The organism is Azospirillum agricola (assembly GCF_017876095.1).
GTDB lineage: Bacteria > Pseudomonadota > Alphaproteobacteria > Azospirillales > Azospirillaceae > Azospirillum > Azospirillum agricola.
The window spans coordinates 1-26,406 of sequence record NZ_JAGINM010000027.1; the positions used below are offsets into that span (position 1 = coordinate 1).

The 26,406-nt window shown below is 65.2% G+C and carries 37 protein-coding genes and 2 tRNA genes; 6 read left to right on the plus strand and 33 right to left on the minus strand.

The window, feature by feature from the left end; genetic code table 11:
* Nucleotides 1–6: 6 nt before the first annotated feature.
* The 3 genes from J2847_RS28705 (at nucleotide 7) to J2847_RS28715 (ending at nucleotide 1,066) form a co-directional block, all read left to right on the plus strand.
* Nucleotides 7–144 (plus strand): peptidoglycan-binding domain-containing protein, encoded by a 138-nt coding sequence (locus J2847_RS28705; protein WP_209782268.1) that lies wholly within the window; start codon nucleotides 7–9, stop codon nucleotides 142–144.
* The gene (locus tag J2847_RS28710) at nucleotides 144–440 is read left to right on the plus strand and encodes a DUF6527 family protein (RefSeq protein ID WP_233474861.1); all 297 of its coding nucleotides are present in this window, start codon (nucleotides 144–146) and stop codon (nucleotides 438–440) included. Before J2847_RS28705 ends, J2847_RS28710 begins: the two co-directional genes overlap by 1 nt.
* 74 nt (nucleotides 441–514) lie before the next feature.
* Nucleotides 515–1,066, plus strand: coding sequence for a hypothetical protein (locus tag J2847_RS28715; RefSeq protein WP_209782153.1), 552 nt, complete (start codon nucleotides 515–517; stop codon nucleotides 1,064–1,066).
* A gap of 1,178 nt (nucleotides 1,067–2,244) precedes the next feature.
* Here J2847_RS28715 and J2847_RS28720 read toward each other — a convergent pair.
* On the minus strand, nucleotides 2,245–3,525 hold the full coding sequence (locus tag J2847_RS28720; RefSeq protein ID WP_209782155.1) for a Y-family DNA polymerase: 1,281 nt from the start codon (nucleotides 3,523–3,525) through the stop codon (nucleotides 2,245–2,247).
* 5 nt (nucleotides 3,526–3,530) lie between these two features.
* The gene (locus J2847_RS28725; RefSeq protein ID WP_209782156.1) at nucleotides 3,531–3,986 is read right to left on the minus strand and encodes a LexA family protein; all 456 of its coding nucleotides are present in this window, start codon (nucleotides 3,984–3,986) and stop codon (nucleotides 3,531–3,533) included.
* A 362-nt stretch (nucleotides 3,987–4,348) separates the two neighbouring features.
* Here J2847_RS28725 and J2847_RS28730 point away from each other — a divergent pair, with 362 nt between their 5' ends.
* The 3 genes from J2847_RS28730 to J2847_RS28740 all read left to right on the plus strand — a co-directional run bounded on the left by J2847_RS28730 (nucleotide 4,349) and on the right by J2847_RS28740 (nucleotide 6,669).
* Entirely contained in the window at nucleotides 4,349–5,266 is a 918-nt protein-coding gene (locus J2847_RS28730; protein WP_209782157.1) for a replication protein RepA, read from the plus strand.
* A 172-nt stretch (nucleotides 5,267–5,438) separates the two neighbouring features.
* On the plus strand, nucleotides 5,439–6,074 hold the full coding sequence (locus J2847_RS28735) for a ParA family protein (RefSeq protein ID WP_209782158.1): 636 nt from the start codon (nucleotides 5,439–5,441) through the stop codon (nucleotides 6,072–6,074).
* On the plus strand, nucleotides 6,067–6,669 hold the full coding sequence (locus tag J2847_RS28740; protein ID WP_209782159.1) for a DUF3102 domain-containing protein: 603 nt from the start codon (nucleotides 6,067–6,069) through the stop codon (nucleotides 6,667–6,669). The genes J2847_RS28735 and J2847_RS28740 overlap by 8 nt, the downstream gene beginning before the upstream one ends.
* On the opposite strand, the gene J2847_RS28745 is transcribed toward J2847_RS28740, so the two are convergent.
* The 31 genes from J2847_RS28745 to J2847_RS28895 all read right to left on the minus strand — a co-directional run bounded on the left by J2847_RS28745 (nucleotide 6,666) and on the right by J2847_RS28895 (nucleotide 26,367).
* Nucleotides 6,666–7,250: a DUF1643 domain-containing protein gene (locus tag J2847_RS28745; protein WP_209782160.1), complete on the minus strand. Its 585-nt coding sequence runs from the start codon at nucleotides 7,248–7,250 to the stop codon at nucleotides 6,666–6,668. The two genes, J2847_RS28740 and J2847_RS28745, sit on opposite strands and share 4 nt — an antisense overlap.
* The gene (locus J2847_RS28750) at nucleotides 7,247–7,540 is read right to left on the minus strand and encodes a hypothetical protein (protein WP_209782161.1); all 294 of its coding nucleotides are present in this window, start codon (nucleotides 7,538–7,540) and stop codon (nucleotides 7,247–7,249) included. The genes J2847_RS28745 and J2847_RS28750 overlap by 4 nt, the downstream gene beginning before the upstream one ends.
* Nucleotides 7,541–7,637: 97 nt before the next feature.
* Nucleotides 7,638–8,171, minus strand: coding sequence for a hypothetical protein (locus J2847_RS28755; protein WP_209782162.1), 534 nt, complete (start codon nucleotides 8,169–8,171; stop codon nucleotides 7,638–7,640).
* Nucleotides 8,161–8,796, minus strand: a complete 636-nt coding sequence (locus tag J2847_RS28760) for a hypothetical protein (RefSeq protein ID WP_209782163.1) — start codon at nucleotides 8,794–8,796, stop codon at nucleotides 8,161–8,163. The genes J2847_RS28755 and J2847_RS28760 overlap by 11 nt, the downstream gene beginning before the upstream one ends.
* Before the next feature lie 194 nt (nucleotides 8,797–8,990).
* Nucleotides 8,991–9,281: a hypothetical protein gene (locus J2847_RS28765; protein ID WP_209782165.1), complete on the minus strand. Its 291-nt coding sequence runs from the start codon at nucleotides 9,279–9,281 to the stop codon at nucleotides 8,991–8,993.
* A 10-nt stretch (nucleotides 9,282–9,291) separates the two neighbouring features.
* A complete protein-coding gene (locus tag J2847_RS28770) occupies nucleotides 9,292–9,579 on the minus strand; it encodes a hypothetical protein (protein WP_209782166.1) in 288 nt (95 codons plus the stop codon).
* On the minus strand, nucleotides 9,579–10,844 hold the full coding sequence (locus J2847_RS28775; protein WP_209782167.1) for a hypothetical protein: 1,266 nt from the start codon (nucleotides 10,842–10,844) through the stop codon (nucleotides 9,579–9,581). The genes J2847_RS28770 and J2847_RS28775 overlap by 1 nt, the downstream gene beginning before the upstream one ends.
* Nucleotides 10,841–11,326 carry a hypothetical protein gene (locus tag J2847_RS28780; protein WP_209782168.1) on the minus strand — a complete coding sequence of 162 codons (486 nt, stop codon included), beginning with the start codon at nucleotides 11,324–11,326 and terminating at the stop codon, nucleotides 10,841–10,843. The genes J2847_RS28775 and J2847_RS28780 overlap by 4 nt, the downstream gene beginning before the upstream one ends.
* Nucleotides 11,327–11,330: 4 nt before the next feature.
* Entirely contained in the window at nucleotides 11,331–11,672 is a 342-nt protein-coding gene (locus tag J2847_RS28785) for a hypothetical protein (RefSeq protein WP_209782170.1), read from the minus strand.
* Nucleotides 11,669–12,184 (minus strand): hypothetical protein, encoded by a 516-nt coding sequence (locus tag J2847_RS28790; protein ID WP_209782171.1) that lies wholly within the window; start codon nucleotides 12,182–12,184, stop codon nucleotides 11,669–11,671. The genes J2847_RS28785 and J2847_RS28790 overlap by 4 nt, the downstream gene beginning before the upstream one ends.
* Complete coding sequence (locus J2847_RS28795) at nucleotides 12,184–12,837, minus strand: hypothetical protein (RefSeq protein WP_209782173.1); 654 nt, start codon at nucleotides 12,835–12,837, stop codon at nucleotides 12,184–12,186. Before J2847_RS28795 ends, J2847_RS28790 begins: the two co-directional genes overlap by 1 nt.
* A gap of 15 nt (nucleotides 12,838–12,852) precedes the next feature.
* The gene (locus J2847_RS28800; protein ID WP_209782174.1) at nucleotides 12,853–13,185 is read right to left on the minus strand and encodes a hypothetical protein; all 333 of its coding nucleotides are present in this window, start codon (nucleotides 13,183–13,185) and stop codon (nucleotides 12,853–12,855) included.
* 33 nt (nucleotides 13,186–13,218) lie between these two features.
* The gene (locus tag J2847_RS28805) at nucleotides 13,219–14,016 is read right to left on the minus strand and encodes a hypothetical protein (RefSeq protein ID WP_209782175.1); all 798 of its coding nucleotides are present in this window, start codon (nucleotides 14,014–14,016) and stop codon (nucleotides 13,219–13,221) included.
* Between the two features lie 66 nt (nucleotides 14,017–14,082).
* Nucleotides 14,083–14,400 carry a hypothetical protein gene (locus tag J2847_RS28810; protein WP_209782177.1) on the minus strand — a complete coding sequence of 106 codons (318 nt, stop codon included), beginning with the start codon at nucleotides 14,398–14,400 and terminating at the stop codon, nucleotides 14,083–14,085.
* A complete protein-coding gene (locus J2847_RS28815; protein WP_209782178.1) occupies nucleotides 14,397–15,443 on the minus strand; it encodes a hypothetical protein in 1,047 nt (348 codons plus the stop codon). Before J2847_RS28815 ends, J2847_RS28810 begins: the two co-directional genes overlap by 4 nt.
* A gap of 3 nt (nucleotides 15,444–15,446) precedes the next feature.
* Complete coding sequence (locus J2847_RS28820; RefSeq protein WP_209782180.1) at nucleotides 15,447–16,361, minus strand: hypothetical protein; 915 nt, start codon at nucleotides 16,359–16,361, stop codon at nucleotides 15,447–15,449.
* 59 nt (nucleotides 16,362–16,420) lie between these two features.
* Complete coding sequence (locus J2847_RS28825; protein WP_209782181.1) at nucleotides 16,421–17,458, minus strand: hypothetical protein; 1,038 nt, start codon at nucleotides 17,456–17,458, stop codon at nucleotides 16,421–16,423.
* An 11-nt stretch (nucleotides 17,459–17,469) separates the two neighbouring features.
* Entirely contained in the window at nucleotides 17,470–17,757 is a 288-nt protein-coding gene (locus J2847_RS28830) for a hypothetical protein (protein WP_209782182.1), read from the minus strand.
* Between the two features lie 31 nt (nucleotides 17,758–17,788).
* Nucleotides 17,789–18,148: a hypothetical protein gene (locus J2847_RS28835; RefSeq protein WP_209782183.1), complete on the minus strand. Its 360-nt coding sequence runs from the start codon at nucleotides 18,146–18,148 to the stop codon at nucleotides 17,789–17,791.
* A 9-nt stretch (nucleotides 18,149–18,157) separates the two neighbouring features.
* Nucleotides 18,158–21,073, minus strand: a complete 2,916-nt coding sequence (locus J2847_RS28840) for a DNA cytosine methyltransferase (protein WP_209782184.1) — start codon at nucleotides 21,071–21,073, stop codon at nucleotides 18,158–18,160.
* Between the two features lie 53 nt (nucleotides 21,074–21,126).
* The gene (locus J2847_RS28845) at nucleotides 21,127–21,609 is read right to left on the minus strand and encodes a hypothetical protein (RefSeq protein ID WP_209782185.1); all 483 of its coding nucleotides are present in this window, start codon (nucleotides 21,607–21,609) and stop codon (nucleotides 21,127–21,129) included.
* Entirely contained in the window at nucleotides 21,606–22,346 is a 741-nt protein-coding gene (locus J2847_RS28850; protein WP_209782186.1) for a DUF6197 family protein, read from the minus strand. Before J2847_RS28850 ends, J2847_RS28845 begins: the two co-directional genes overlap by 4 nt.
* A complete protein-coding gene (locus J2847_RS28855) occupies nucleotides 22,339–22,668 on the minus strand; it encodes a hypothetical protein (protein WP_209782187.1) in 330 nt (109 codons plus the stop codon). Before J2847_RS28855 ends, J2847_RS28850 begins: the two co-directional genes overlap by 8 nt.
* A 10-nt stretch (nucleotides 22,669–22,678) precedes the next feature.
* A complete protein-coding gene (locus J2847_RS28860) occupies nucleotides 22,679–22,966 on the minus strand; it encodes a hypothetical protein (RefSeq protein WP_209782188.1) in 288 nt (95 codons plus the stop codon).
* A 392-nt stretch (nucleotides 22,967–23,358) separates the two neighbouring features.
* Entirely contained in the window at nucleotides 23,359–23,556 is a 198-nt protein-coding gene (locus tag J2847_RS28865; protein ID WP_209782189.1) for a hypothetical protein, read from the minus strand.
* Between the two features lie 44 nt (nucleotides 23,557–23,600).
* Nucleotides 23,601–23,840 (minus strand): hypothetical protein, encoded by a 240-nt coding sequence (locus tag J2847_RS28870; RefSeq protein WP_209782190.1) that lies wholly within the window; start codon nucleotides 23,838–23,840, stop codon nucleotides 23,601–23,603.
* Between the two features lie 880 nt (nucleotides 23,841–24,720).
* Nucleotides 24,721–24,795 (minus strand) — tRNA-Pro (locus J2847_RS28875).
* 3 nt (nucleotides 24,796–24,798) lie between these two features.
* A tRNA-Ala gene (locus tag J2847_RS28880) sits at nucleotides 24,799–24,874 on the minus strand.
* A gap of 511 nt (nucleotides 24,875–25,385) precedes the next feature.
* The gene (locus J2847_RS28885; RefSeq protein ID WP_209782191.1) at nucleotides 25,386–25,580 is read right to left on the minus strand and encodes a hypothetical protein; all 195 of its coding nucleotides are present in this window, start codon (nucleotides 25,578–25,580) and stop codon (nucleotides 25,386–25,388) included.
* Nucleotides 25,577–25,801 carry a hypothetical protein gene (locus J2847_RS28890; RefSeq protein WP_209782192.1) on the minus strand — a complete coding sequence of 75 codons (225 nt, stop codon included), beginning with the start codon at nucleotides 25,799–25,801 and terminating at the stop codon, nucleotides 25,577–25,579. The genes J2847_RS28885 and J2847_RS28890 overlap by 4 nt, the downstream gene beginning before the upstream one ends.
* A complete protein-coding gene (locus tag J2847_RS28895) occupies nucleotides 25,801–26,367 on the minus strand; it encodes a hypothetical protein (protein WP_209782193.1) in 567 nt (188 codons plus the stop codon). Before J2847_RS28895 ends, J2847_RS28890 begins: the two co-directional genes overlap by 1 nt.
* Between the last annotated feature and the right edge of the window lie 39 nt (nucleotides 26,368–26,406).

A 26,406-nucleotide genomic window follows, 5' to 3' on the forward strand; every position in this document is an offset into this window, starting at 1 on the left:
GTCGCGCTGGGCTTCAAGGTGGCGACCGACGGTGATTTCGGCCGGATGACGCGCAACGCGGTGGAAGCGTTCCAGGCGGCGCGCGGGCTGGTCGCTGACGGTGTGGTCGGGCCGGTGACGGCCAAGGCGATGGGGATTGCGTGATGGCCGCGCTCTCCAAGATCCTCCGCAGCGTCGAAGGCAATCGCCTCATGTTCTGGTGCCCCGGCTGTGACGCTGCGCACGCTGTCCGCGTTGGCTCCGGCTCTGGCTGGACCTACAACGGCAACCCCGACAAGCCGACGTTCACCCCGTCGATCCTGTTCAACCCCGGCGGCGAGACGCCCGGCGTGCCGCTCTGCCACAGCTTCGTGACGGACGGGCGCATCCAGTTCCTCGGCGACAGCACCCACCCGCTCGCCGGCCAGACGGTCGACCTGCCGGACTTCGACGCCGGCTGACCGCAACCACTGCCACAGCTATCCGCCCGCGCCGTCCCGGCCGCGGGCTTTCTCAAGCCCGAAAGGAATCCATTATGCTCCCTCTGCTTCTCGCCGCCGCCGCTCCCCTCGCCCAACTGGCCGGGGAGGAGATCGCCAAGCTCATCGGCGGAGACGACCCCGCGACTTCAGCCAAGGGCGCCGCGGTTGCCAAGGCGCTGGTGACCGCCGCCGGCACCGTTGCCGGGGTGCCCATCACCCGGCCGGAGGACATCGCCCCGCTGGCCTCGATGATCGCCGAGGACCCCACCAAGCTGGCCGAGTTCCGGAAGGCGGTGGGCGACCAACTCATCGCGCTCCTGACGCTCGACAACGACGACCGAGCCGGCGCGCGGGGGCAGACGGTCGAGCTGGCCAAGGCCGGCAGCCACATCGCATGGGGCGCCCCGGTGGTGTCCGTGGTGGTGATGTCCGTGTTCGGAGCGGTGCTCTACAAGGTGCTGAGCACGCCTGCCGGCACCTCGATCGACCCGAACGCCGCAATCATGCTGGGGGCGTTGACGACGATGGCGACGGCGGTGGTGTCATATTGGGTCGGGTCGAGTGCCGGCAGTGCGGCGAAGGACAAACTGCTGCGCGGCGGGTAAGGCAGGGGAGGGAGCCGCCTTGGCTCACACCATTTTCCCTGGCCAAGGCCATGGCCCTCCATAGTCGAGATGCGGGACCTTGGCGATTCCGCCGCCACCATGGCTCAAGCGGTGCGGTTCACCCAAGTGCACCCCGTCATCGGATACCCCCGGACCCCGTAAAGGTCCGGGCCTCCTGTATAGGTGATGAACGCTTCTCCAGATGCGGAGAAAATTCGTGTCATAAGATATATTATGGAAAATATTAATATAATGACCAGAATATCACGTCGGCTACCTTGCCGACCTTGGTCGCGTCCAGGCGCAGGCAATGTCAACATGTTGTGCTTGGCTAGACGGCTTGGCTCCAACGCCTTCCAATCGCTACCAACCGGCAATGGATTGCCCCGGTCCGCTCCGAGTCGCCTGTCGGCGACTCGACCATCGGGGAGGTTAAGTGCGCAAGGGCCGCGAGCGCTGTCTAATGGTGGAGGAGGAAGATTAGGCACCACAAAATATTGATCGCTTTGGGGCCGGGAGCCATAAATATCGAAATTTCCGCTTCATATTGGTCTATCTTAGGCGGGGAGCAAAAATCTCCTGGAGAGCGTGCAACAGAGGCCATGCTGGCGTTGTTGACAGGGCAAATCGCTAGATTTGCGGGGCTCTTCCAGTGTCAAACGCTATATCTGGTGGATTAGAACTTTCCTTCCCTTGCAGGCCCCGCGCTCGCTGGCTAGGATTGCCGCGTGGAGTCGGGCGGCGGATCCGCCGCCGCCCTAACCACTGACCTGTGAAGGAGGCCAAGATGATCCAATGGATCATTCTAACCAAGCTCCTGGTTGAACTGGTGCAGTCGATCCAGGCTATCCTGGTCCTCTTGCACTAACCGGAGCGGGGAAGGGTCGGCTGGACCCCGGCCCTTCCTCTCCGACACGATAGGACATCTCCTGCACGTCTCGCAAGCCGCCAAATCGGCCAGATCATGTATTCGAAACGGCGCATGCACGCTATAGGCGGAGCCTGGACGGGGTAAGCCCTGAGCATGGCAGGCGCTCATCGAACTCTTCGATTCCCTCGTCTTCCGGTTCGCGAACAACCAATGCATCGCGCTCCGCGGCATAGGGGCTCCCGAGCAGCGGCAGCGCCGCAACAACGCGACCATGACCGGCGTCACGTGCTGCTGTAGCCATCCGCTGCTAAGCCCGGACAACGGGCACATCCGTCAATCTGGTCGTATAAGAGGGTGACCGGGATTCCTGACGCATCCGCCATGCCCGCCCCATCGTCGCCGCAGACCGAAGCGTGTCTCGTCCCATCCTGGCGTTGACGGCATCCATAGCCGCCATGAGCCGCGACCCGCGTTGCCGATCGGCAGCCTGCAGCAGATCCGGCTGAACGCGCTCGACCGGCACCAAGCCGGATAGGACGACGCCGGCCTTGCTGAACTGGAATCCCTCGCGCCAGATCCGTTTCGCCGCCGCGGTGGCCGCTGCGATCAGGGCGAAGCTGTCGTTGGTCGGCGGCTGGAGCTCGACCGTGGCCGCGTTGGCGTAGCTCGGGCCCGAGCGGAAAGGCGAGGTATGCATGAAGACCTGCAAGGACTCGGCTGCCAACCCATGGGCGCCCTGCCCTCTCAGCTTCTCGGCCGCGCGGGACGCGTAGCTGGCCACAGCCTCTCGCATCGGCTCCCAAGTCTTCACCGGCTCGCCGAAGGAGCGGGTCACGGCGGTGCCCTTCACCGGCTGCGGCGCCAAGTCGAGCGGCAGGCACGCCACACCGCGGAGCTCATACACCAACCGCTCACCCACCACCGTCAGCAGCTTGCGCGCCTGGCGCGGGTCCATGCTGCGCAGGTCGGCCGCAGTCTTCACGCCGAGCATGTTGAGCTTCTCCGCGCTGCGCCGGCCGATGCCCCAAACCTCCTCCACCGGCACCATGTGGAGCACTTGCTCGCGGTCTCCCTCGTGCGTCAGGTCGCATACCCCGCCCTCCCCCATCAGCGACTTCTTGGCCGCGTGGTTCGCTAGCTTGGCGAGCGTCTTCGAGGAGGCGATGCCGATGCACGTCGGGATTCCGGTCCACATCTTCACCGTTGAGCGAATCTCGGATGCATAGGCCGAGAGGTCACGGCCGTGAAAGCCCGAGAGGTCGAGAAAGCTCTCGTCGATCGAATAGTTCTCCAGGGCGGGGGTGAACCCGCGAAGGCACTCGGTCACCCTCTGGCTCATGTCGCCGTACAGCACGTAGTTGCTGCTGAACACGCGAACCCTGTGCCGGCGGACCAAATCCTTCACCTCGAACAGCGGCTGCCCCATCTTCACGCCGAGGGCCTTGAGTTCGGAACTCCGCGCGACGAAGCATCCATCGTTGTTCGACAGCACGCCCACAGGAACGCCTTCAAGATCGGGCCGGAAGACCCGCTCACAGCTAACGTAAAAGTTGTTGCAATCGACAAGGGCAATCGCTCGCGGCGCCATAGCCATCACCTCCGGTGGAACCGAATGGTGCTGTAGATCACTCCCCAGATCTCGAATCCGGGCCGCCCCGTGACGTCCACGGCTTGGTATGCACGATCGTCGGAGTCTGGCGCCAGATAGGTCCGGCCGCTCCGAAGCAAGAGGCGCTTGCAGGTCAGCTCACCGTCAAGCACCGCAACAACCACGTCGTCGTGTCTGGCCGTGAGGCTGCGGTCGACGAGCGCCAAGTCGCCATCATGGATGCCGGCGCGCGACATCGAGTGTCCGCTGATTCGCAAGGTGAATGTCGCGCTGGGGTGCGGTACCAGGATCTCAGAAAGGTCGAGCCGACCCTCGACATAGTCGGCAGCCGGCGACGGAAAACCGGCCGGCACATTCGCCTCAACCATCCAAATCTCGCATACGCTCATCTCGACGGGCTCCAGGTGGAGCTCGAACCCGACGTTGGTCAATGCTGGCACGGCCCCCTCCTCCCACCATTAGGCGCGACTTCGTAAACGTAGGAAGGATGTCCGGGTTCCGGAACTTTTCAAGAACAAAGAGCGGTTGACAGCTGAAACTGGAGCGCTCGTCTCTCAGGATCCGATTCGGGCCGGGGACTTGGGTGACGCCTACGGCCTTCATCCACAGCGGCAGGCTATGTCCACGGGACCAGAGTGACGGACATGGGGACTTGGGTGACGCGACTCGCTTAATCCACGGGACTCTGGTGACGCATACTACAGATAGAGTCTACAAGCTTTCAAATAGCCCCGTCACCTAAGTCCCCGCCTTGACGGTCTGCGGTAGGGCAGCCATGATCCCAGCAGATATGGAGGTTGGTATGAGTGAAGCTCGACGCTTGATCCAGGTTCACGGCGTCGAAGAGGCCCGACGAATTGCTCCGCAAGAACTGCGCCCTGCTATCGACATTGCGTCACAGGTTCTCGCATCAGAAGAGAACAAGACAGGCTTTAGCTATTCGGGCTTTGCCCTCACCGCCCTCCCCTACCGGCAGCTGGCTACCAGCGACAACTGGGTGAAGGAAGGGCATGACGTTACGCTTTCTATCGACCCTGGCACTCTGAAAATCAACAATCGGATCCGCCGCTTTGGTGTTCCATACGGCAGCTATGCGCGGTTGGTCTTGATTTACTTGCAATCGGAAGCCGTCAAAAACAGCAGCCCGCACATCGAGCTTGGTGGCTCCCTCCGGGAATTCGTCACCGGGAAGCTTGGACGTGAGTATGGTGGTAAGACTGGAACGCTGCTGATGGATCAGATCTATCGGCTTGCCGCCTGCTCAATGCGATTTTTCTGGTCAAACGCGCATGGAGACGGCTTCGAAGCAAAGAACATCATCAAGAGCGGCTACTTCTATCGTGCCGGCGCAGGTGATGCCCAGGCTCAGCTCTGGGACGATGAAGTCGTTCTAGACGCCGATTTTTATGGGCACCTGAAGAAACACGCTGTGCCGCTACTGGATGAAGCTGTGCGTGCTCTGGCCGACGATGCGGTCGCTCTCGACGTCTATATCTGGCTGGCCTATCGACTCCGCGTCGTGGATCGACCAACCCCGGTAACTTGGGCTGCGCTGCACGCCCAGTTTGGCACAAATTACAAACTCGTCCGTCAGTTCAAGCACAAGTTCATTCCGAATCTTCAAAAGGCCCTGGCCGCCTATGATGGTGCGGTGGTGTCGATCGAAGACACTGGAGTGGTGCTGCATCCGAGCCGCCCGCCTGTTAGCCGGCTTCGGTAGGCGTCACCCAAGTCCCCAGTCTCACAACGGCCGACTGCAGACCCTAAACGGGGCTCAGCGCCCTTCCTACGTGAGATGGCGCTTGCCCTAAGGCGTCACCCAAGTCCCCAGAAGGTCGACGTTGACACCCTCCCCTCCCCTGTCGCACCCTCCGGCAAAACGGGGGAAGCTCATGCCCATCATCACCTGCGCCAGCACCAAGGGCGGTCCGGGAAAGACCACGCTCTCTCTTTGCCTCGCCGACCACTGGCGTCGCTCCAACCGGTCGGTCGAGTTGTTGGACGTCGACCCTAATCGCAACCTGACGCAGTGGATCAAAAATTCTGGGGCGTCTATCGCCTGCACAGCGATCGATGAAGACGACATCGTGGAGCGAGCGGCGGAAGCTGAAGCTCGGTCCGATTTCGTGGTGATCGATGTCGCTGGCGCGCTCGCTCGCGGCCTCGTGCATGCGATCGCTGTGGCAAATGCGGTGTTGATTCCAAGCCGTCCCGACGCCAAGGACACCCTCGAAGCGGCCAGAACCTACCAGAACGTCATTGCAGAACGCCGGCTGGCCCAGCGCCGGAATCCTAAGGCTACGATCCCGGCCGCGGTGGTGCTGATGCAGGTGAACAAGCGGGCCCAGTCCTTCGGCTTCGCCAAGTCCCAACTGGAGGCGTTGAACGTTCCCCTGCTGAACGCCGAAGTGCCGTTCCGCGCGGCCTATCAGAATTACAGCTTTGCTGGGCTGCCACTGGATGATACCGCGGTCCGCGGCGACTATGCCGAGCTGGGTGCCGCCGTGGAGGCTCTGCTCCATGGCTAAGAAGCTTACCCCACGGATCGTGACTGCAGAACAGGCGACGGAGATTCTGAGCCCGTCGGATGCCCCGGCCCCGCGTCTTTCGCGACCTCTTGCGCCCGGCAAACTTCGCACACGTGCGAGTTTTGCGGATGCTATCGGCCGGCTCTGGGCTCAGGCTGAGGAAAACTTCATCGCCATCGGCCGCTACCTGAATCACGCCAAGACCACCTTGGAGCATGGCGAGTTCATGGAGATGGTGGAGCGCGATCTCCCGTTCCGCTACAGCACTGGCAACCGCATGATGAAGGTGGCTGCGGCTCTGGATGCCAACGTCCTGTCGCTGGACACCATGCCCGGTTCCTATGCGACGGCCTATGAGGTGCTTACGCTCACGGACGAAGAGCGTTCAGCTGCCGCTGAACAGGGTTTGATCCGGCCTGATGTGCAACGCAAGGAAATCGCGGAGTTCAAGAAGCGCCTGCGAGCCCCTTCCCCTGCCCCATCAACCGATCGCCGCACAGAACTGCTGCGGGAGATCAAGCAGGCGAAAGATGAGGTAAAGCGTTGGAAGGAGCGGCAGGCGCAGCTGGAAGCCGAGCTGGCGGCTTTGTCCTAATCTCGGAATCGAACCAAGGGTGTGGTGCCCTTGAGGTACAGGGGGTGCTTGGGGCTGCCATCAGCGTTTGTCCCAAAGCACCACATCTCGACGCCGGACTCCTTCAGAATCTGGACGGTCTCCTCACCGAAGACGGCTAAGGGGCGCGGCAGATTCCCCCAGCACGCCACCACCCTGTGCGCCGCTGTCGCTGCACTCAGGATCGCCGGCAGGTTTGCTCCAGACCGAGGCTCAACTCCTGCTCCGCTGAGGGATGCGGGATCGGTGGCGCGGAAGTCGCCGACGTTGGCCTTCACGAAACCAAGGTAGCCCTCGCGAACGGTGAACCCCCATTCCCGCCTGATGGTGGGATCGTTGAAGGCTGCATCTGCAGTGCTCGGGTTCATTCCGATCAGCAGCCAGTGGTGGGCGGGAAATTCATCACCGACCCATCGGCGGAGAATGTGGCGATAACGGCCGCAAGGGCTGAAGGCAGCGTCTCCGTGGAGACCGGGAGGGAGGGCCGTCTTCACCTTGCCGCCTGGCGCATGAAGCATGGCCGGCGTCGACGACGGGGCTGCGTCGAAGAGGTCGAGAGTCATTCCTTATCCCTCCCCTCCCCCGCCGTGGTCTCGGACAGGATCTCCCTCACAACTTCCGGCCGCTCCAGCATGACGGAAAGCACCGCGTCAGCTGCCCCCTGGTAGTTGGGCCAGTCGGCCGCGATCAAGTGAGCGTGCATGACGGCCCCACCCTCTCGATGCCGCAAGTCGCGATCCAGCCGGGCGAAGGCCTGGATGTGTCGAAATTTCCTCCACGCCTTCTCTACACCGTGGACCTGCCGTGCGAGGGCGAGCAGCTCATCCAGCTCGGCAAGCTCTTCGTCGGTCATGCGCCCTTCCCCACCAGCGATGTCGAAGGCGCAGAGCGCGTGAGCAACGCGTTCCTGGAAGGTGATGGGGTGGCGTGGAGCTGCTTGGCCGAACGAGTCAGCCACCATGGATCGGCTCCAGCTTCAGGTGGTCGTTGGTCCCGTGCATCTGGACGCGGTTCCGAGCGAGCGCGTCCTCGCGGTTCAGACCGATCAGGCTTCCGACCTTGCGGCGGGCCGTAAGGCTGATAGCCCGGTAGACGGTCTCGGAATGCTCCAGGCTGTAGTCGGCCGCGGCCGACCACATGTCCGCGTCAGTCCATCGGCGCTCGGCTTCCCAGCGGATGACATAGACCTCTGACATGTTGAGGTGGGTGACCGGGAATGCGCCGCGAGACTTGGGAGCGGCGTCGCGATACTCGAACATCCCAGGCTCGCTGCGGATCGGGACGACCCTCCACCATCCATGGACGATCATCCAGGGGGACACCACCGGTCGCCGGCCGTAGGGATCCCATAAGGAGTCGTCAGAGGCCGCGGCGTCGAGGAAGGCGCCGACATCGTGATGCCCTTTCGCCCAGAAGCCGAGCCACCCTCCCCCATCACCGCCGGCCTCGACCAACCGCTCGATGTCCATCTTCTCAACCGGCACGGCATCCTCCATCGATGTTGGCCTTGGTCACCCGAAACGTGAGGGCGACGACAGCCGGGTTGGCGTTCCAAGACTCCGCGCCATGGAGGGTGTCCCACAGCGCCATGAAGCCGGCGCGGTATGACCCCTTCCAGTCCGGATTGAAGGGGCGCTGGATTTTGGTCTGGCTGGTGTACTGGCCCGCACCCTCGGCGATGGCGTCCTCCTCGCTGATGTCGTGGAGGTGCTGATACCGAACCTCCTCAACGATCAGCGTCATCCTGCTGACCCAGCGGAACATGTGGATCGAGGGGCGCCAGCCTTTCTCGCTGCCCGACTCCAGGTCCCCCGCCCAGATCGACCATGCGCCCTCCCCGGCCGGGTACTTGGAGTAGTCGAAAGACGGCCCTGCCCCATAGTTCGGACCGTCATACTCCGGATACCAGCGATGAAAGTTCGCCCTGTAGCAGACACAAGGGCCGCGAGCGGAGTTGGCCGGACACCAAGCCTCACGAACCCATAGGCGGTCACCGGGTTTGGCCTTGGCGAGGGGGCTGCGAGCGAGGCGCCGCGTCTGCGTCTTCAGGCCAGCCCACAGGGAGCGGGCCATCTGGTCCGAGAAGATGACGGAAAGGTCATTTTGCATCCCGTGTCTCCTTGGGGCTGATGGGAGTTGAGAGCGCGCGCCGGCACTTCGAGCAGGTCACGGCTTCGGATCGGAGAGTCCACGTAGCGCGGCTCAAGTCGATGGCACGCGGGGAGGTGAAGCACGCCGCCGAAACTCGACCATCCGGGGCGACCAGCTTGGCCATGTGGATGGTCTTCGATCGGGTCTGAAAATCAGGCGGCATCAATAATGCTCCTCACCATGCCGGGCAGTTCGGCCTTCAGGGCTGCCATCACGCGCTTTTCGAGTTCCTTGCGGGGGGCAGGCGGCTTGGGCGGGACCTTCAGCGGTTCGCCGTTGGCGGTCCGAACGTCGATCTGGCGGTAGAGTTCAGCGTAGAGCGCTTCGACCGCCTCGCCGTGCTCCTCCCACGCCGCCTCTGGCGCCGTCTTCCAGTTCGGATGATCTCTCAACCGGCGTTCGGTGACAGCCAGCGACAGGATGCGTTCCAGGTCGGCGCGCATGGGTGAGGGGTCATGCACGACACGCTTCCCTCGAAACGGTCAGCAGTTCCAGCCATGGTGCGATCGGCTCGGCCGGCTGGGCCTCGACGACGAAATCGCACTCGCCGCACTGGCACAGGTAATCCGGCTGGCAATGGCGACAGGCCTTCGTGTAGCGGACGCCGGTCCAGCCGTCGCGGAAGCCGTTGGCGAAGGTCACCGCGAGATAGCGGTCACCGATTCGGATCGGATGGCCGCAGCGGTAGCAGTCGTGCTGCTTGTGGGCGGTGTGGAACACCTGGCGGAGAATAGTTGCCATCACTCACCCTCCGTGGCGGGGCGCGCCTTCAAGGCGTCGGCTTGGCGCATGATTGACGACAGCAGCGCCATCATGCCGCTTGGATCTCTAAGCAGGACGTAGGCGCCATGGGCGGATTGGACCCGCCCCAACTCGGCCTTGATCAGCACGGCATCGTGGCGGATGTTGTCGGCATCCTCGGTGCGCGCCATCCGCCCGTCCGCCCTGGCGTTTGCTTCGGCGGCGCTGATTGCGGCGGCGATGATGGAAACGGCCTGGGGGTTCGCATGCCATTCGTCGAAGGAGTCGCCCTTAACGAGGATATGACCTTCTGGAAAGCCGACGCTTTTCGAAAGGGCGTCGATCAAATCGCGAGCTCGCAGCTCCGGGCTCGTCGGCAGGGAGGGCTGGGGCTGGCCAGTTACGGGCGCCCTCCCCAGCTTGTTGGTTTCCACGGTATCCAGAAGGCCGGCGGCGCGGGCTTTGGCGAGAATGTCGTCGGCCCTGATACCGAGATGCAGGAACCTGCGGGTCTGCATCGTAGGCAGCGCGGCGAGGGTGGTGACGATTTCGTCCAACGAGCAGGCTAGTTCCCGTGCCAGCAGTTTGTCGGTCGGGCCCGTGACAGCCGGCGGCGCAGGATGGGTGAGGGCGGCGAAGACCGGCTTCAGCAGGCGCTCCACCTCACGCATGATCTCGTGGCGCGCCAAGTCGCGGGCCACGCCGCTCAAGAATTGGTCACACCAAGGGCGAAGCGGCTCCAGCGCCTCCCGCATCGCCCGCCCCCAATCCTCGGCCGTCTCGGCGCGCTCGCGCATCCGGCAGAACCTGGCCCAATACCGCTGGCTACGCTCGCGGCGCTTCTGCTTCGCGGCGGCAAGGGCGGCTTCGGCATGGGTTGGGGCTTGATCGTCATCGAGGGTGGCGGTGCCATTCAGCAGGCAAACCCCATCCGGGACGACCCCCTTCGGCCGAGCGACAGCTTCGGTCAGGAAATGGCGGTAATTGCCGATCGCTCGTGCCTGCCGCTCCACCTCGCCTGACAGGCGTGCGACCTCCGCTGCCTGCGCCTCGCCCCGCTGCACCTCATTGAAATGAGCGCAGGTCGTTTCACGGTAGCTGTTGCGGAGCCACGCCAGGTCGGCGGCCTGCTTTTCGATCAGATCAGCAGCTTTCCACTCGGGCCGATCCTCTGGGAAGGCTGCTGATTGGGCGCGAGCGGCTTCCCGCAGCTTCGCGGCGACGCTGTCCGAGGTGTGGGCCTGTGATAGGGTGGCGGCGGTCATTGTTGGATCTCCTGGCTGGCGGCGATGCTGAGTTCGAGCGCCGCCAAGCAGATCGTCAGCGGGATGGTCGCTGCGCTGGAGACTTGGGCATGCCAATCATCCCCGGCCTTGCTCGGTGGATACCAGCGGATGGAGACCGCCGGATACCATGGCGACTCCAGCGTGTTGAAGGCGAGGGTCACTTCCAGGAGGTTGACCCCGACCGGCATGAGCGTCATGGCGGCGTCAACGCTGGCGGTATAGAGGGGCACCTTCCACCAATCGGCGACGTTGTTCGCATGGTTGATGTGGTCGGCCCGGTTGCGGCGCCAGACGTCGGAGAACAGCACGAACTCGGCCTGGGGCCCGGTAAGGCGGTCGTACCGGGCGCCGAATTCCGGGTTGAGTTCGATCTGGATCAGCGCATCGACCTCACGGTCAGGTGCGGTCAGGGCCTTCACCCGATCCTTCAGGATGCCCATGGGCTCGGTGTTCTTATGCATGGTGTTAGGCATCCTCAGCTTGAGAGGTGGCGACCCGGGCCTGAAGGCTGCGCAGTGCGACCAGCTTGCGCTCCGTGTCGGCGATGTCGGTGGCGACCTGCTCGGCGATGGCGCTGACTGGCCAGACCGACAGGCCCTCTACATCGATGTACCCGCGGGCGGTGGTGGCGTTGAAAATCCCGGCCTCGGCCAGATCGCGCGTGTAGCCCTGCGCTTTCGGCCGGAACCAGCCTCCGTGGCGCTTAATCAGGTACAGTCCGTCCTTGATGCGTTTGCGGGCGACGGCCGTAGCCTCGCGGAGCGTCAGGCTCCCCGGCCGCAGCCTCATGGAAATGCTGCGGCTCACGATCTCCCTCCCCCCTTCGCATCGCGACGCGCTTTCTCTGCGCCATGCACCCATTCCATTCCCAAGGCCGCTTGAATGGCGTCGAAGGCCCGTCTCTCCGCATTGCGGCCATCCAACCGGGTGTCCAGCGCGTAGTGGTAATCGGCAATGGCCTGACGGATTAGGGCGAGCGGGTCGGACACCGGCGCAGGCGGGGCGGCGGACACCACGCCCAAGGCCCGAGCCTCGTAGCGGAAGCCGCGCTCGATGTAATGCAGCGCGTCCTGGTATCTCGACAGCGGGACGGTTTCCCATTCCGACCAGCCGGGGACGGAACTGTTCTCATCGTAGCGGAAGCGGGTCTGATAGAGAGCGACCTCCGCCACCGCCTGGGGCTGACCGCCAGCCATCGCCCTGATATCCGTGGCCGCATGCGACGCCCCGTACCGCTCTGCGATATCGGCGGCGGCATGGAATGCATCGTCGCGCCACCGCTGCGCATACTCGCGTTTGTCTGCCATCAGGTCAGCCATCACCGGCCCTCCCCGGTGTGCTGGCGTCCCTTCTCCAGCCATTCCGCGTGGCGTTTCGCCGTGCCCGGCCAGGGTGCCGGGTAAGAAACGGACCACACGTAGTCTATGCTGTTGGGCTTCTTGCCAAAGTTGAAGCGCTCGGCGGCCTCGTTCATGGCGTCGGCCATCTTCACGGCGGCGTCGTAGCTTTCGACCGGGTGCAGGTCGTCCGGACCGCGATGGTGAACGCACCATAGGATCGGCGCCTCCACCACCTCCTGCGGGGCGGCGGCAGGATCGGGAGTCGCCGCCACTTCAAGCGGCGCCGGTGAAGCGCCCTTGGTGTCACCGATGGTGGGAAGCGGTAGAGCGTCCTTGGCGAGGCGGTAGATCCGTCGCAGCAGGTCGACGGCTTCCTCCGGCCAAGCATGGGCCGATGCATAAGCGGCGAGGGCGGAAGCGTCTCGGATCTGTGCGAGAGCCGGGAACATGATCGGGAAGGACCATGCCCAGACCTTCGCTATGCCCTCGGCGTCGTAGCTGCCCGGCTCCTTGTCGTAGATCGCGCCAACAATCGCGTCGTTGTCGGTCGGCCCAGACCAGATGGTGAAACCGTTGGGGTGGATGCGGACATCGTAGGGCTGGCGGATGCGGTTGGTGAGGTTGCTTCCCACGCTTGTGCCCTCCCCTCAAGCTGCCGCAGGAGGGAGGGGTAAGGCTGAGAGCGTTCCGGCTTCGACAAGGGCCTGGTTGGTCAGAAGCTGGATCTGAGCCTTCTGCGTGGCAATGTGCGTCTCAATGATCGGCTTGGCGAGCGACCACGGAACGTTGAAGAGGCGATGGCCGTTTTGTCCGCTCGGGACGCCGAGTTGTAAGCCATCGTGTCTGCGGCCGAACGCATCCCGCAGATCGGGCGCTTCACGTCGGTCCATCGCGTCGGTGATTTCCTTCAGCAGCGCCTCGGCGGTCTCGACTTCACGATAGGCCAGAGCAATGTCGGTGGCGGTTTCTTTGGTGATCATGATGATGGCATCCTCTCGTGCGGCTGGCGGTGTTCAAGCAGCTGCGGCGGCTGCGGCCTTGGTGGCGGTGATGAGGCGGGTGCGGACGGTGGTGCCGGACGACGCGAACGTGCTCGGCGGCAGCGCCTCGGCGTCGGCACCGATGGTGTTGAGCCAGAGCCGGAAATCGATGCAGTCGCGCTCGCCGCCTAAGAAGGGATGCTCGCTAACGATGGCGACCAGACGGCCGCCGTCGCGCAGCAGTTCCCAGGCCGCCCGGATGTGGCGGATGTCCTGGTTGCCGCTGAACGGCGGGTTCATCGCAACGGCGTCGAACCGGCTGCCCATGCGATGCTGCCGCTTGCCCCAGAGCAGGAAGTCGGAGAGGTGGACACCGATGACGTCGAGGCCGCGCAGAACTTCAGAATTCTCCGGATCGATCTCCACGGTGACGACACGGGCACCGCGGTCGAGCAACGGCTTCACCAGCCGGCCGTGGCCGGCGCTCGGCTCCAGCACGAGGTCGCCGTGCTTGATGCCGACCAGTTCGGCCATGCGCTCGGCCAGCGGTTCCGGCGTCTCGAAGAACTGCAGTGTCTGCTTGCGGTCCGGAACCCTCTCGACGCCAACAGTCAGGGCGGCGGCCAGAGCTTTGCTCGGATCGGTCGGGAAGACATGCCCGCCGACCTTCCGGTTCCAGGCGCCGCCCATGGCTTCCAGCGCCTTGTTGACGGCGGTGTAGACGGGCCGATCGAGCTTGCCGGGCGGCAGGATGATGACGTTGCCCTGCACGGTGGCGCGGCCGAGGATGTCGGCGGCGATCGGTGGGACGTTGACGAATTTGGTGGTCAATGGATGGCTCCAAGTTCGGCCATGGCGCATGGCGCATGGGGCAAGCGCACAGGTTCGCTGACGGAGTCAGGCGGCCAAGGGTAGGGAGTGCTGGGCACGCCGCCCTATGGCGGCCTCAAGCAGGATGTCCCAGGGATTCTTGTCGCCCTGGTAAGGGCAGTCGTTGCCTGTCGCTTCCGCGAGGCCATGCCGCAGCGGCTGGCCGGCGTAGTAGACGTGAATGCCTTGGCTGCAGCAACGGCACTGCATCACGTCGCCGTCTTGCTCGTAGACGTGCGAGAGGGCGCACAGGGCGTCGTTGAACTTGCCTTCGGCCAGGAGGTCAGCTGCCAACGTTCGGCGCTGGGGAGCTTCCCGTTCAAGTCGGCGAGACAGAGTCTTCATGACGGCACCCGCACCGCTGCAGGTGGGGTGGAGAGCGCCGCAGCCATGGAGTCCGCGAAGCTCACCAGCGGGTGGGCCGCCCAGGATCCGAACGGACCGTAGGCCGGCACCTCCACCTTGACGCCAGGCGCCACGATGATGACGGGAATCCGGTTCGCGATTGCGAGCGCCGCCTCGGCAATCGCGCCCTTCAACGGGAAGTCGCCAGCTTCGGCGTAGAGCACCAACCGCTCAGCGCCGGCAATCTCCCTCTCGATGCGGAGCCAGAGCTCGGCGAAGTTGGCGGTCTGGCCGGGTCCAGCTTCGTCGATCCAGGAGGTGACGATGTGGTGTCCATCGACATCTCTCAATCGCCTCCACTCGGCGGCCCGCTCCGGAATGCTGGCGCGGCTGGCGATGTAGACCCCTGCCCGCTCATGATCCTTCGCGGCGTTGAGAACCACCCAGGCCACATCCCGCGGCTCGATCTGGCTGGCCGGGACCCGCTCGATGAGCTGCTGGTAGCCGGCGGTACCGGCGGCGAGTTGGTCAGCGAAACCAGGGCTCAGATTCCGCCGGTGGATCACAGAGACCGTTGCGATGCGACCGTCCAGGGCCTCGATCCGGAGGAACAGGCGCGCCACCCGCTCAGGGCATTCCCGCGCCGGATACCAGAACAGGCGCTTACCATCGTCAAGGTGATGGTCGCTGCACGCGCTCTGGCGCCGGCAATCACCGCCGCAGTAGCAGTGGGGTGGCGGCGTCAGCGACCAATACGGCCAACCGCCTCCCTGATTGCTCCAGACCTTCAGGGTCGGGCCGTCGATCCGATAGACGACGCGATAGTCGACCGGCGGCGGGCCAGGGATGCCGCCACCGCCGATCTGGCTGTAGCGCCCCTGTTGGATCGCAAGCGGGTGGACGCCGGCCCAAGCCTCCTTCACGAACAGGATGGTTCCGACCTTGATCTTGTCCCAGGCCTTCGCATCGGGAAGCGTGACGGTCTGCAAGGTGTTGACGAGGGCAGCGCGTAGCTCGTCTTCGGTGAGGATGATGCCCTTCATGGATCAGCCCTCGGCCCGAGCACTGCGCACCTTCGCGCGGTCTTGACGCTCCACCTCGGCGACCAGCAAGGCCAGAGCGCGGATCAGGTTGCGGCGGGCGTCCTTAGGCTTCCACCACTTGATCGCCCAGGGCCACGCTTCCGGGAAGCCCTTGATGTAGGATATGGCGGCGCGGGCGAGCTCGCCCATCGTGTAGCCGTCGTCCTGTTCGAGGGTGTTGCCCTCCACCTCGATCTGCCGGCGCCGCTCGGCGACAACATCACCGATCACGCCTGGCAGGGCGATGGGCTGCGGATGTCCGCAGGACGCGCACCAATCCTCCAGGGCCGCATAACCCTCGGACATGGTCGGAGCTTGGCAGACGGTACGGAGGAGCTCGTTCGAATCGGTGAGGGCGTAGCTCAGCTGACGGTAGCCGCGCAGAAGTTTGTGAAATGCCGCAGCATCCTTGCTGTCCACCGGATGCCCGAAGCGCGAAAGGAGATGATCCGTCGCCTCCTTCAGCGACGCCGGCAGGCGAACCGATGCGATGGTCTGGATGTCCGGGCACTGCTTCAGCGCCTTGGCCGCCTTGTGCATATACGGGGCCTTCTGGTGGGGCGCGAGTGCGTCGAAGAGCATGACGGGGCTTGTCACCTCGGCCATGGCCTCGGTGTAGAGGCGAGCCGCCTCGACCATAACCGGGTCGCCATCCACGATGTTGATGACGTCATTCGGGTTGCCGGCGGCGGGCCATTCCTCCACGCCGTCCGGCAGTTCGGAGCAGCACCCGTCAGCCCTCAGACAGAGGACGCCCTCGCCGGTGCCGTCATCGTACAGGGCGGTAATCGGGAAGGCGCTGTCGCGTCGGTCGGTGCTGATGATGCGCACGGGGAGGCCGGACCGCGTGCGGGCCGGAAGGGCAGGGTTGAACTTCATGGTGGAGCTCCTGGGTGAGCACCCGGAATGGGGTTGCCGATCGGCGGGAGAAGGAGGCGTCAGGCCGCGACGGCAGCCGGCTCCGGGCCCATGCAGGCCGTGGGCTGGTCGCGGTTGAAAGGGATGACTCCGGGGGCATAGGCGTAAAGGTCGCTGTAGCCGTGCTTGGGCATCCGCCGATCGAACATCGCGGCATGTTTCCGGTGCTCGGCCAGGGCGGCGGCCCGATCGCGGGCGATGCGCCATTCATCGGTCTCGACCACTAACGCGGCCCACCGGTGGAGGGCGGCGATCATGTTGATCGACTGGTGGGACCAGCTGTAGGAACCGTAATAGTCGTCGTGACCGAGCTTCTGGCATAGGTTCGCCGCTGAGTCGGCGCCGCCCAAATGGTCGCGGAGATTCCGCTTAAGCGCCCGACGGCCGGTGGGGGTGAAGATCTCGTCCGGCTTCTGCCATGAGTCCCCAACCGCATCGTAGAGGCGCAACCATTCCTGCCACCCCTCGGGCGCCTCTGCTTTCACCCGGTCGCGGCCAGGATAGTGGAGGTGGGCTTCTTCGGCTTGGTCGAGCGTCTCATAAGGGAAGCTGGTGGTGAAGGTGCAGCGAAGCGGTTCCGGCTGGTCGATCCAGTAAGGGCCGAACTCATCGGGATCCCATGCCTCCGGAGACCGCGGCGCGTTCTCGTCCTGCATGTCGATCGACCAACGCTTCAGATCCTTACGGAACTCAAGCAGCGACTCTTTGGCCTCCCGAACCAGATCCTCCATGATGAAGGTGAAGGTGTCGTCCGGATCGTATTCCCGACGATGGTTTGACTTCCCCAGCAGGTAATCGTAGCTGGAACCGTTCACCCATGCCGCCGCGTTCTCCCATGTGTTCATGGCGTTGTAGTGGGTGAGCGTGATCTCGCCGATGTCGCCGCCGACAGTCAGGATCCCGGGATGGTTCCAGGTCACCGTGTACCAGTAGTTCCCGCCCCGGTTCCCTTCGTAAGAGACCAACCAGGATTTCGTGTCCGCCGGGGCGAGCCGGTGGCGGCCGTACCGATCCTGTTTCAGGTCGGCCAAATACCGCTTGGCTTGTTCGTAGTGCATGCGGCTTCTCCTCAGGCGCCCGGCGTCGGGCGCTGGTCGATCACGGTTGAGGCTGAGAAAGGGCGGCGGTGACCGGAATCGAGCGCGCCCATGTTGGTCAGGCGGTCGACCACATCGACGTCGTGGACGACGCGGAAATAGACCGCTCCCTCTTCGGTCGGCGGCAGGTCGACCACGCGTCCGTCTTCCAACCGGTACTGAATCGCAGACGGGAACGAGCGTCGGCCATCGGCGTGAACGCGCGCCCGGATCCGAGGGGAGGGCATGGGAGGCTGCATCGAGGCGCAGGCCGCCAGCATGCGTTGCTCGTGGCGAGCGCCGAGAGAGGGCCTATCGGGCATCCGGAGGCGTCCTTCTGAACTTGGTGGTGCCGGTGCCGTTCATCTCGCCGTAGACGACGGCGCCCGCCTTCCGGTCTGGCTGGCTGATATCCCAGCGGCGGAGAAGCCACTCGGGAAGCCAGCGATTGGCCCATTCGTTAATCTTGATGGCCGCCGCCATGTGGCGCAGGACCGCGCGATAATCCGCTTCCGTCAGCAGCGGAGCGCCGCAAGACGGGCAGGGCGCGTTGACCCATTTCGGGTACTCGACCACGGAGACAGACGCGTCGGTATAGCCACAGCCAGGGGCATCGCACTTCAGCCCGCTGATCTGGTGGCGGAGAATCTTGTAGGAGGTGCTTTTACCCATTGTCATCTCCTAAGCCGCGACCTGCGCCCGAGACGGCGCATAGAGGGCGTGATGGGCGTTGGCCTGGGCGAGAAGCGTCGCCATGCGCTTTGGGACCGAGTTGCCGACGAGGCGCATCGCCTCGGTCTTGGTCAGCGGCCGGGTGACATGGACGACGTTCCCGTCCTCTCCGGTGACGACCAGCCCCTTGCGGTCGCGCTTCGGGACGGTGATCTGGTCCGGCATGCGCAGCTCGTGCGCGGCGGCAGCTTCGGTCGGCGTCAGCATCCGCATGCCGATGTCGATCACGAGCCATTGGCCGACGGTGACGAACTCCCGGTCATCCCAGCAGCCGTGGGCGCGGAGGAAGTTCGCCACCTGCCGGGCTCGCTCCAGCTTCTCCGGCGAGAGGTCCGGCCAGAGGGAAGCGCCGGTGACCGCGAATCGGTCATTGGTGGTGAGGGTGTTCAGGGGAGCGTCGCAGGTCTGATGCTGGCCGCCGACGCTGTAGTACTCGGACAGATAGGCGGCGGTGACGCCGGAGTGACCGCCGCCTCGTTCACCGCCCGTGCACATGGTCGGTGCCGGCTCGGTGACCGGTTGGCCGTCGCGCGAGGTGCCGCGGAACTCGGTGACGTAGGCGGCGGCGACCTGCTGCTGGGTGCCTGCGGTTGTCATGGTGGACAGCGGGTCATCCGCCGTGTGGCCGATCACCCCGGTGTTGTGCTGGACCAGCCAAGCCCCGACGACGCCGTGCTTCGCGCCGCCCGCGACCTGGGTGCCGACGGGTTCGCCGACATCAAGAGCGCGCGGCGCCTGCCCCTCGCGCTCGCCATAGCCGGTCTGGACCATGGCCGCGCCGATGACCGCGCTGTGCTCCTTCCCGGTCTGGGTTGCCAGAGGCGCGTCCGCCGGTTGACCGACGCTCCGGGTGCGATGCTCCTCCAGGAACGCACCGACGACGCCGAAGCGCAGGGCGCCGGCCATTACCGTGTCGATCGGCTCCTCCGGCGCCTGCCCGACGCTGTTCTCCTGGAACTTGGTCAGGTGGGCAGCGACGACCCCGTGATGAGGAATCTGCGTCTGGGCGCCGAGAGGCTGCTGGACCTGCTGGCCAATGCTCTCCCCACGATGCTCGACCACGTGGGCGGCAACGACGAAATTCCGGTTGCCGGTGGTAGCGGTTGGCATCGGGGCTTCGACTGCGGCCCCGATGTTGTTGGCATTGTTCGCCATGACAGCGGGAGCGAGAGTTGCCGAGACGATCCCCAGCGGGGGCGCAGCTCCGGGGTGGTAGGCCGAGTGGGAGCAGGTGACGGTGTGCAGCGGCTCCGTCAATTCGTGGCCGATGCTGTTGTTTCGGAATTTCGTGACGTGCGGTGCCAGAACGGCCCCGACCATGCCGAACCGGTTCTCGGTGGTAAGGGTGGCCAGCGAGTCCGACGGATCGGTGCCGCGAGCCTCACCTGGGCGGCGTTCGCCGTGGTAGCGGGTCAAGTGTGCCGCGATGACGGCTTGGTCGTTGCTCCCCGTCGCCGTGCGCAGGGCGTCCTTGATGTCGTAGGTCCGGCTACCGCTCCGGGCGTCGTCTCCATGCGCAACCCCGACCAGGGTGGCGGCGACCACGCAGCGATCCTCCTTCGTCGTGCTGGTGTTCAGCGGATCAGCGACATCCATCGGAGGGACCTGGGCCGCTCGGCCGCCGGCGCCGATGATGGAAGCGCCCATAACCGCGAGTTCGCCGCCCTTCACGCCGGCGGTCAGGGTCGGAAGCGGGGTCGCGCCATCGTGGATCCGCGTGTCGCTGCTGGTGTGGGTGGTCGGAACAACTGCCGGGCCGACCACGGCGAACTCTCCACGATGTGCGCTGGTGATGGTCGGGATCGGCTCATCCACGTCATGGTCACGGCAGCCGTGGGTCAGGTGAACCAGGAACGGTTTCTCGGCCTCCAGCACGAAGCGCTTCAGCCCGACGGCGATCCGCTTCTGGGTTGCCGCCGCCAGATCCTTCTTGCGGCTGAAGATCGAGGGCAGCGGGAGCGACCAGTCGATGATCTCTGCGGCGGCGCGGTAGGGCAGGCGGGAGCCAGAGCGCACCAGTTCCGAGTTCCTGGGGGCATGGGTCAACTGCGGCCAGACGATGGGCTTGTCATCGAAGACGCCGACACCCCAGAGCCGGATGCGGCTGGTCGGAATGCCGACATCGGCACAGCGGATGTCTCGATCCTCGTACCGGACGCCAAGGCCTTCCATGTGCCTCACCCAGGCGCGATAAGTCCGGCCGATCCCGGTCTTTCTGTCGATGGCCTTCGGATCTCGAACGAGCTGCTGCTCCTGCACCGGGACGCGCTCGCCCTTGGCCGCTACGGTGCCGTCCAGTTTCAGGACCCGACCCGTTGCCTTGTCGCGCTTGGCGATCAACCTCGCCCAGCCCCGGATTTCCCGAACGTTTTCCAGGTAGACCACCGCCGGCCCCAGCCCACGCTTGCGAAGCTTGCCGACCCAACGGCATCCCTGCCATGGCATTGAGCGAACACGCTTCGATCGCGGAGCGCCGCCCTTCGCGACGGAGTGGTCGCGACAATCAGGACTCAACCACAGGATGTTAACATGGCGGTTCTTAGTCGCCCTTAACGGGCAAACCTCATATATGTCGGCGTGCAGATGCCGGGTGTGCGGGTTCAGCGCCTTGTGGGCGGCGATGGCGATTCCGTCGTGGTTGACCGCGACATGGACGGGGAAGCCGGCATCCTCCAGCCCCTGGCAGGCGCCGCCGAGCCCCGCGAAGAGGACGACGTTGATGGCGTCGTCCAGCGGCCATTGGCCGTCAGGACGTCGTTCTTGGTCGCCGGAGCGTCGACGGCTCCTTGTGCGGGCGCGATTCGGTTTGATCGCCGTGGAGACCGGCAGCATGTCGGTCTCGAACAGCGAGGGCATGTCGTCCATGGTGAACCTCTTGATGATGGGCGGCGCCGGTGCGCCACAGTTGGGGGGAGGCGCTAAGCCTCAGAAGGGGATGGGGATCGCATCTCGTTCAGAGCTTCCTCCGCCGCTGCGCGAGCACGCGGACAGTCAGACCGGAGGGCAAGGTTCAGAGCCTCCAGCTTGGCAGCGACGACGCCGATGCCGACCAGCTGGGTCCAGAAGGTGATCTCGCCCTGACTGTGCTGCTTGTCATGGCAGCCGTAGATCGGGCCGGACGGTGATTTCCCCATCGACTTGGAGGTGTCGCAAAGCGGGTTGCAGTAGATGTCCGAGGGCTTCTCGGGCTTGAACCCATCGGTGCCTTTCCACAGGTGAGCCGCAGCCACGAACATGGTCCGGCCGCACGCCCGGCAGGGCTGGCGCGCAACGAACTCCAGGTGCTTCCTGCTGCGGAACTGCGTCTCCGGCTTCGGCTCCAGCCGATCGACGGGTTGAACCAAGAAGGCAGGATCCCGCTTATCGATGAGGGGAGGCCGCTTGGCCTTCTTGATGCTCATGATGAGGCCGCCTGGCTGTCGGCCGCGCCACCCACCGGCTGATCGTCGCCGGCAGCGGCGCGCAGGATCCCGGTGATGGCGATGGCCAAGCGGTCGACGAGTTGAGCGTGCGTGCATCCCTCGCGCACCACCTGCTGCCCATAGAAGTTCGGGAGCGTTGCCGTGTAGAGCCGCACGAGAACCTGCGACCCGTTGATGAACTCGTAATCCTGGCTGTTGCTGAGGGTGCCGATCGGCGTTCCCTCGAAGCTGATCGCGTCGGATGCCGGCGACGCGTAGAGGCGCTTGATGACGTTTGCCTTGGTGATTTCCCACCCGGCCCCGGTCCGGCGCCGCTGCACCGGCCTGCGGGTCGGGCTCTGAGCCTTCAAGCGCTCGATCGTCCGCTCGATGACGTCGAGCAGCTCCTCCTGCGTCCTGCCGGCGGCGACTGCCCAGCGGTAGTGCTTCTGGCCGACCGTCTCGTCGAGGGCCGCGTCGATTTCCGTCCGGAACTGGAATTTGCTCGGGACCTGCGGATGTCCGTAGACGTTCCGGCAGGCCAGCACGAGGGCGTTGTTCAAGCTGATCGGCCACTGCTCGGCTTCGGCCAGCCAGAACGATGTGCGGCCCGCAGCGATGTCCGCGAAGCCCACTTCCTTCCAGCCCCTGCGCTTCAGGATGGCGAGCGTTTCCTCCAGCACAGCCAGAGGCGTCGGCTTGCGCGGGCGCTGTCCGAGCTTGATGACCTCAGCCATGGCGATGCGCCGCAATTATGTGTTGCGCGCCATCAACCTCGGCTTGGAACTGGGCGCCGATCCCGCCGTCGAACATCAGGATCTCCGCTGGGCCGTTCCGGTCGCCGATCAGGATGCCGTCGAGTTCGGCGCGCTCCTTGCGGGTCAAGTTGCGCCATTTCTGGATGTCCCAGTTGTCGCCCATCAGGATCCCGCGCGGTGCGTGCGCCTGCATGCGGCCAACACTGAATCCGTTCTCCGCAAGCCACCTCTCGGCAGCGCGCACCGCGACGAAGTCGCCGGCCTCGGTGAAGGCCTTGGTGAGGATGGTGGAGCGTTGCATGGGCGGCCCCTCAGCCGAGCAGGAAGATCAGCCAATCGAGGACGAAGAGGGCGACCAGCATCGTCAGGAAGTCGCCGATGAAGGCCATGCACCGGCGCGCCAGCCCGGGGACTTGGGTGACGGCGCCGACCGAAAGGGCGGTATGTGCCTGGCACGGCGCCGAGGTCTGCAGCATCTCCATTGGACGATCGAAGCCCAACGTCACCGGACGGATGTCGCAGACATTCGCGCCGTCGGCGCCGATGCGGTTGGTTCGGTGCATGGGGAGGGCCGATCCGTCATGGTTCGCGGTCATCATGGTGTTGCGCCTTCAGAAGGGGAGGGCGGTCAGGGTGGCCAGGATGAAGGCCGCGATCAGCACCGCGATACCGCCCAACAGAGGCGTGTGAACGACGCGTTCGAACATGGAGCCCTCCGGTGTTTGTGAAGCGGGCCGGGGCCTGCATGCCGCCGGCCGCTCCGCCGCACAGAAGCTGCCGTTTCCTCATTGGCCGGTGGGCAGCGATGGCCGGAAAGGGGATGCGCCGGCTTCTAACTTCACACCGACGTCGGCCACGGGCTTTGCCTTGGTCCTGCGGAACCGCAGTTTTCCCGGCGCAGCTGACACGCCGCAGCGCATCCCCTTCACGCCCTTAAGCCCTGCGACGGGATGGTGACCGTCCGCAGGGCTGGAAGGGGAGGGGAGGGGCGTCAGGCGGCGAGCCTGGTGGCCGAGCCGGGCCGGACCTTGCGCTCCTTGCCGTCGTCGCATGCGACGATCAGGAGGGAGGCGCCGCCCTTGCAGGGACGCTTCTCGGTGAATCCGGTGACGGTGCCCTTGACCTTGCCGATCGCGTTCGGGCCGGGCTTGAACTCGACCCGGTCGTCCTTCTTGATGCTCTCGCTCATGCTCTTTCCCTTTCTGGATCGTGATGGGTCGTGCCGGCTCGGGATCAGCGCCGCGGCGGGGCGCGGTCGCAGCCGGGCGTCGCGGCGTTGTCCAGGACGATGGCGGGGATGTCCGCCGAGATGTCGAGGCGCTGAACGTCGAACCACTGGCTATCCGGCAGCTTGCCGTCGGCGCTCATCGGCGGAACGACGAGCGCCTGGTTGCAGCCGGTGAGATACTGAACGACGCCGGTGACGACGCCCTTGAAGCCGGTGACCTTGTCGGTGACGGTGTTCCCAAGCATCTGCTGCATCCCGGTGTTGATGAGAAAGTCTTCCACTGCCTCAACCCCCACCCGGCGGCCGGGTAAGGGGGTGGGGGAAGAGGAGCCGATCAGGTAGGCGATCGGGCACTTTCAGCGTTTAGGTGACCGGTTTTCCCCGCCGGCTGGGGGCTCACGATGTCCGACGTGGCCCGGCTCAGGAATGCCGCCATCATCTGAGAAGAGGCGGGGCCTATTGACCGCAGCCGGGCCGGCATGCCGGCGGGCTGCAGCGTTCGGCCCCGCATGCGGAGCCGGGGCGATCGGGCGGCGCTCGCGGCACCAAATGGATCAGGGTATCGGAGGAGGGGAGGGGCCATCCAGCGGGCTCCCACGGCAGCGGGGCAATCGGTCGGAGCAGGTCAGAACCCAATCCCAACAGGTCAGGCCCAACCAGCGAGATACAGGCGAAGGTCAACAGCGAACGCATCATCCACACCCCATCCGCCGCGCATCCCACCGTGTCGGCATCGGTCCCAAGGGCGAACCCCTCTGACGCCTCAAGCCCCACCGTTGCCGGTAAGGGGCTGGGAAGGTGGCCGGCGCCCCGCGAAAAGCACCGGCCGGATCCGACACACGAACGCCGCAAGAGCCCTTTCATTGGTTGATGCGCCGTCCAGGTTCCGGTGGATGGCAATCCGGGCTGAGGGGCTCCAGCTCGGTGCGGGGGGCACACGCGCAGGGGAAGCGGAGCCGGGGCCCCTCATTGCCCCAACCCCGCCCCAGCCATCACAGCCGGGAGCGGGGTTGGAGGCCGGAACTTCCATCCGGCTGCCGATGCGCTCGGTCTGCGAGCCTTGCCGAAGGGCCTGTGTGTCGGCGGTGATGCGGGGCGGAGCTGGCCGCCACCGCGCGGTATCTTTCGGGGCGGTGGGATTCGAACCCACGACCTGCGGCACCCAAAGCCGCTGCGCTATCCAGGCTGCGCTACACCCCGATCTGGTGGAGCCTGTCGGGATCGAACCGACGACCTCCTGCTTGCAAAGCGGGCGCTCTCCCAACTGAGCTAAGGCCCCAGGTGCCGGGCCTTGCATCCCGGCTGTCCGGTCTCTCACCGGCTTGTGGGCCTCCTCCGCGCGATCTTCAGCGGCTCCCCGCGCGGCCGTGACCTCCATCATCTCCCGACATCCGGTTACCCGGAGCGGGCCGGCTTGCGCCGAAGTGGCCCTGACGCGTCCCCGCTGGCGGTTGTCAGGAGCCTGCACTGGCTTAAGCCCGACCCCACCGGCAGGCTGGGGTAACGGGCTTGGGGGAAGATGCCGCCGGGCTGGGGGTGAGCCGCCCGGCGGCAGAGGTTTGGGAGGAAACGCCCGTGTGGGCAGGTGCACGCGCCGAGGCGCGAAACCGATGGGTCAGACTCCGTCGAGGGAAACGTCGGGATTGGACGAGGCTTGGCGCTGACGTGCTGCCCGCTTCCGAGCCGTTTTCCTGTTCGCCACGTAGCGCGGATCCTTGCGCGATTTCCGTCGTGCGGCTCGGGCCTGGGAAGCGGTGCTCATGTCTTCGTCCTCGCTCCGATGTTGATGATCAGGCGCAGGCCAGGTCGAGATACCGGCCGTGGAGTTCGTCGGCGAACTTGCTGTAGCTCTCGCTCGGCTCCCCGAGCGCTTCCGCGACCGCCGCCATGCTCGCGGAGAACGCCGCAGCCTTGCGCAGATTGCGAAGGCCGCCGTCGTTCAGAACCGACAGCACGGTCACCTCGGTGTCGCCGATGGTCCTCATGCGGCTCTCCGATAGGCGGCCAGTTCGGCATCGCGCAGCGCCATCAGCTTCTCGCGCAGCGCCGGCCAGTCCTCGTGCTGCAGGTCCGGCATCCGCTCGACAGCCGGGATCACGATCCCGTTGTCGAAATGCCAGCTGTCATCGTGGATTGCCGCGGGGAGCCAGACCGAAGCCCAGAGCAGAAGCATCAGGTCGTCGTTCGAGATCAGCGGGCCGCCCATCACGCGGCCTCGCCGAACAGCGGCGCCGACCGCTGGGCTTCGAGGTCACCCCGGGTGATCCACGCCATGCTCCGTTGCGCCGGCGCATTGAAGCTCTGGTAGACGCTGAAGCTGAAGAGCAGGGACTGCGCCGTGCGCAGCGACCACACCACGAACTCGTCACCGCTGAACGCGGCGGGATCGAAATCCGCCCCCGCGTAGCTGACGCCGTCGATGTTGATGTAGGCGCGGCCGTCGGCGCGCCAGCCGACGACCTTCAGCCCGAGCATCTCGATGTGGAGCGCGTCCTCCGGAACCGCGGCGGTGCATGGTGCGCCGGAGGCCTGCGGCTTGTTACCGCGCGGATCGTTCGAGCGCAGATGGCTCCGGCGGCGGAGAACCTGCTCGGCGAGGCCGTGGGCCGCTTGGCAGACGCCGAGAGCGCAGGCCTCGGTCGGATACATTTTCGGCAGAACGTCGCGGAACAGCCCAGTGGAGCCCCCGACCGAAACCATCATGTCGCTTCCCAACAGGAAGAACGACACGGAGCCAAGCTTGGGGAGGTTTCGGAAGGAGACGGTTTCCATCTTCGGCTTGCCTCGGTTGGAGTAGCGCTTTTGATGGAG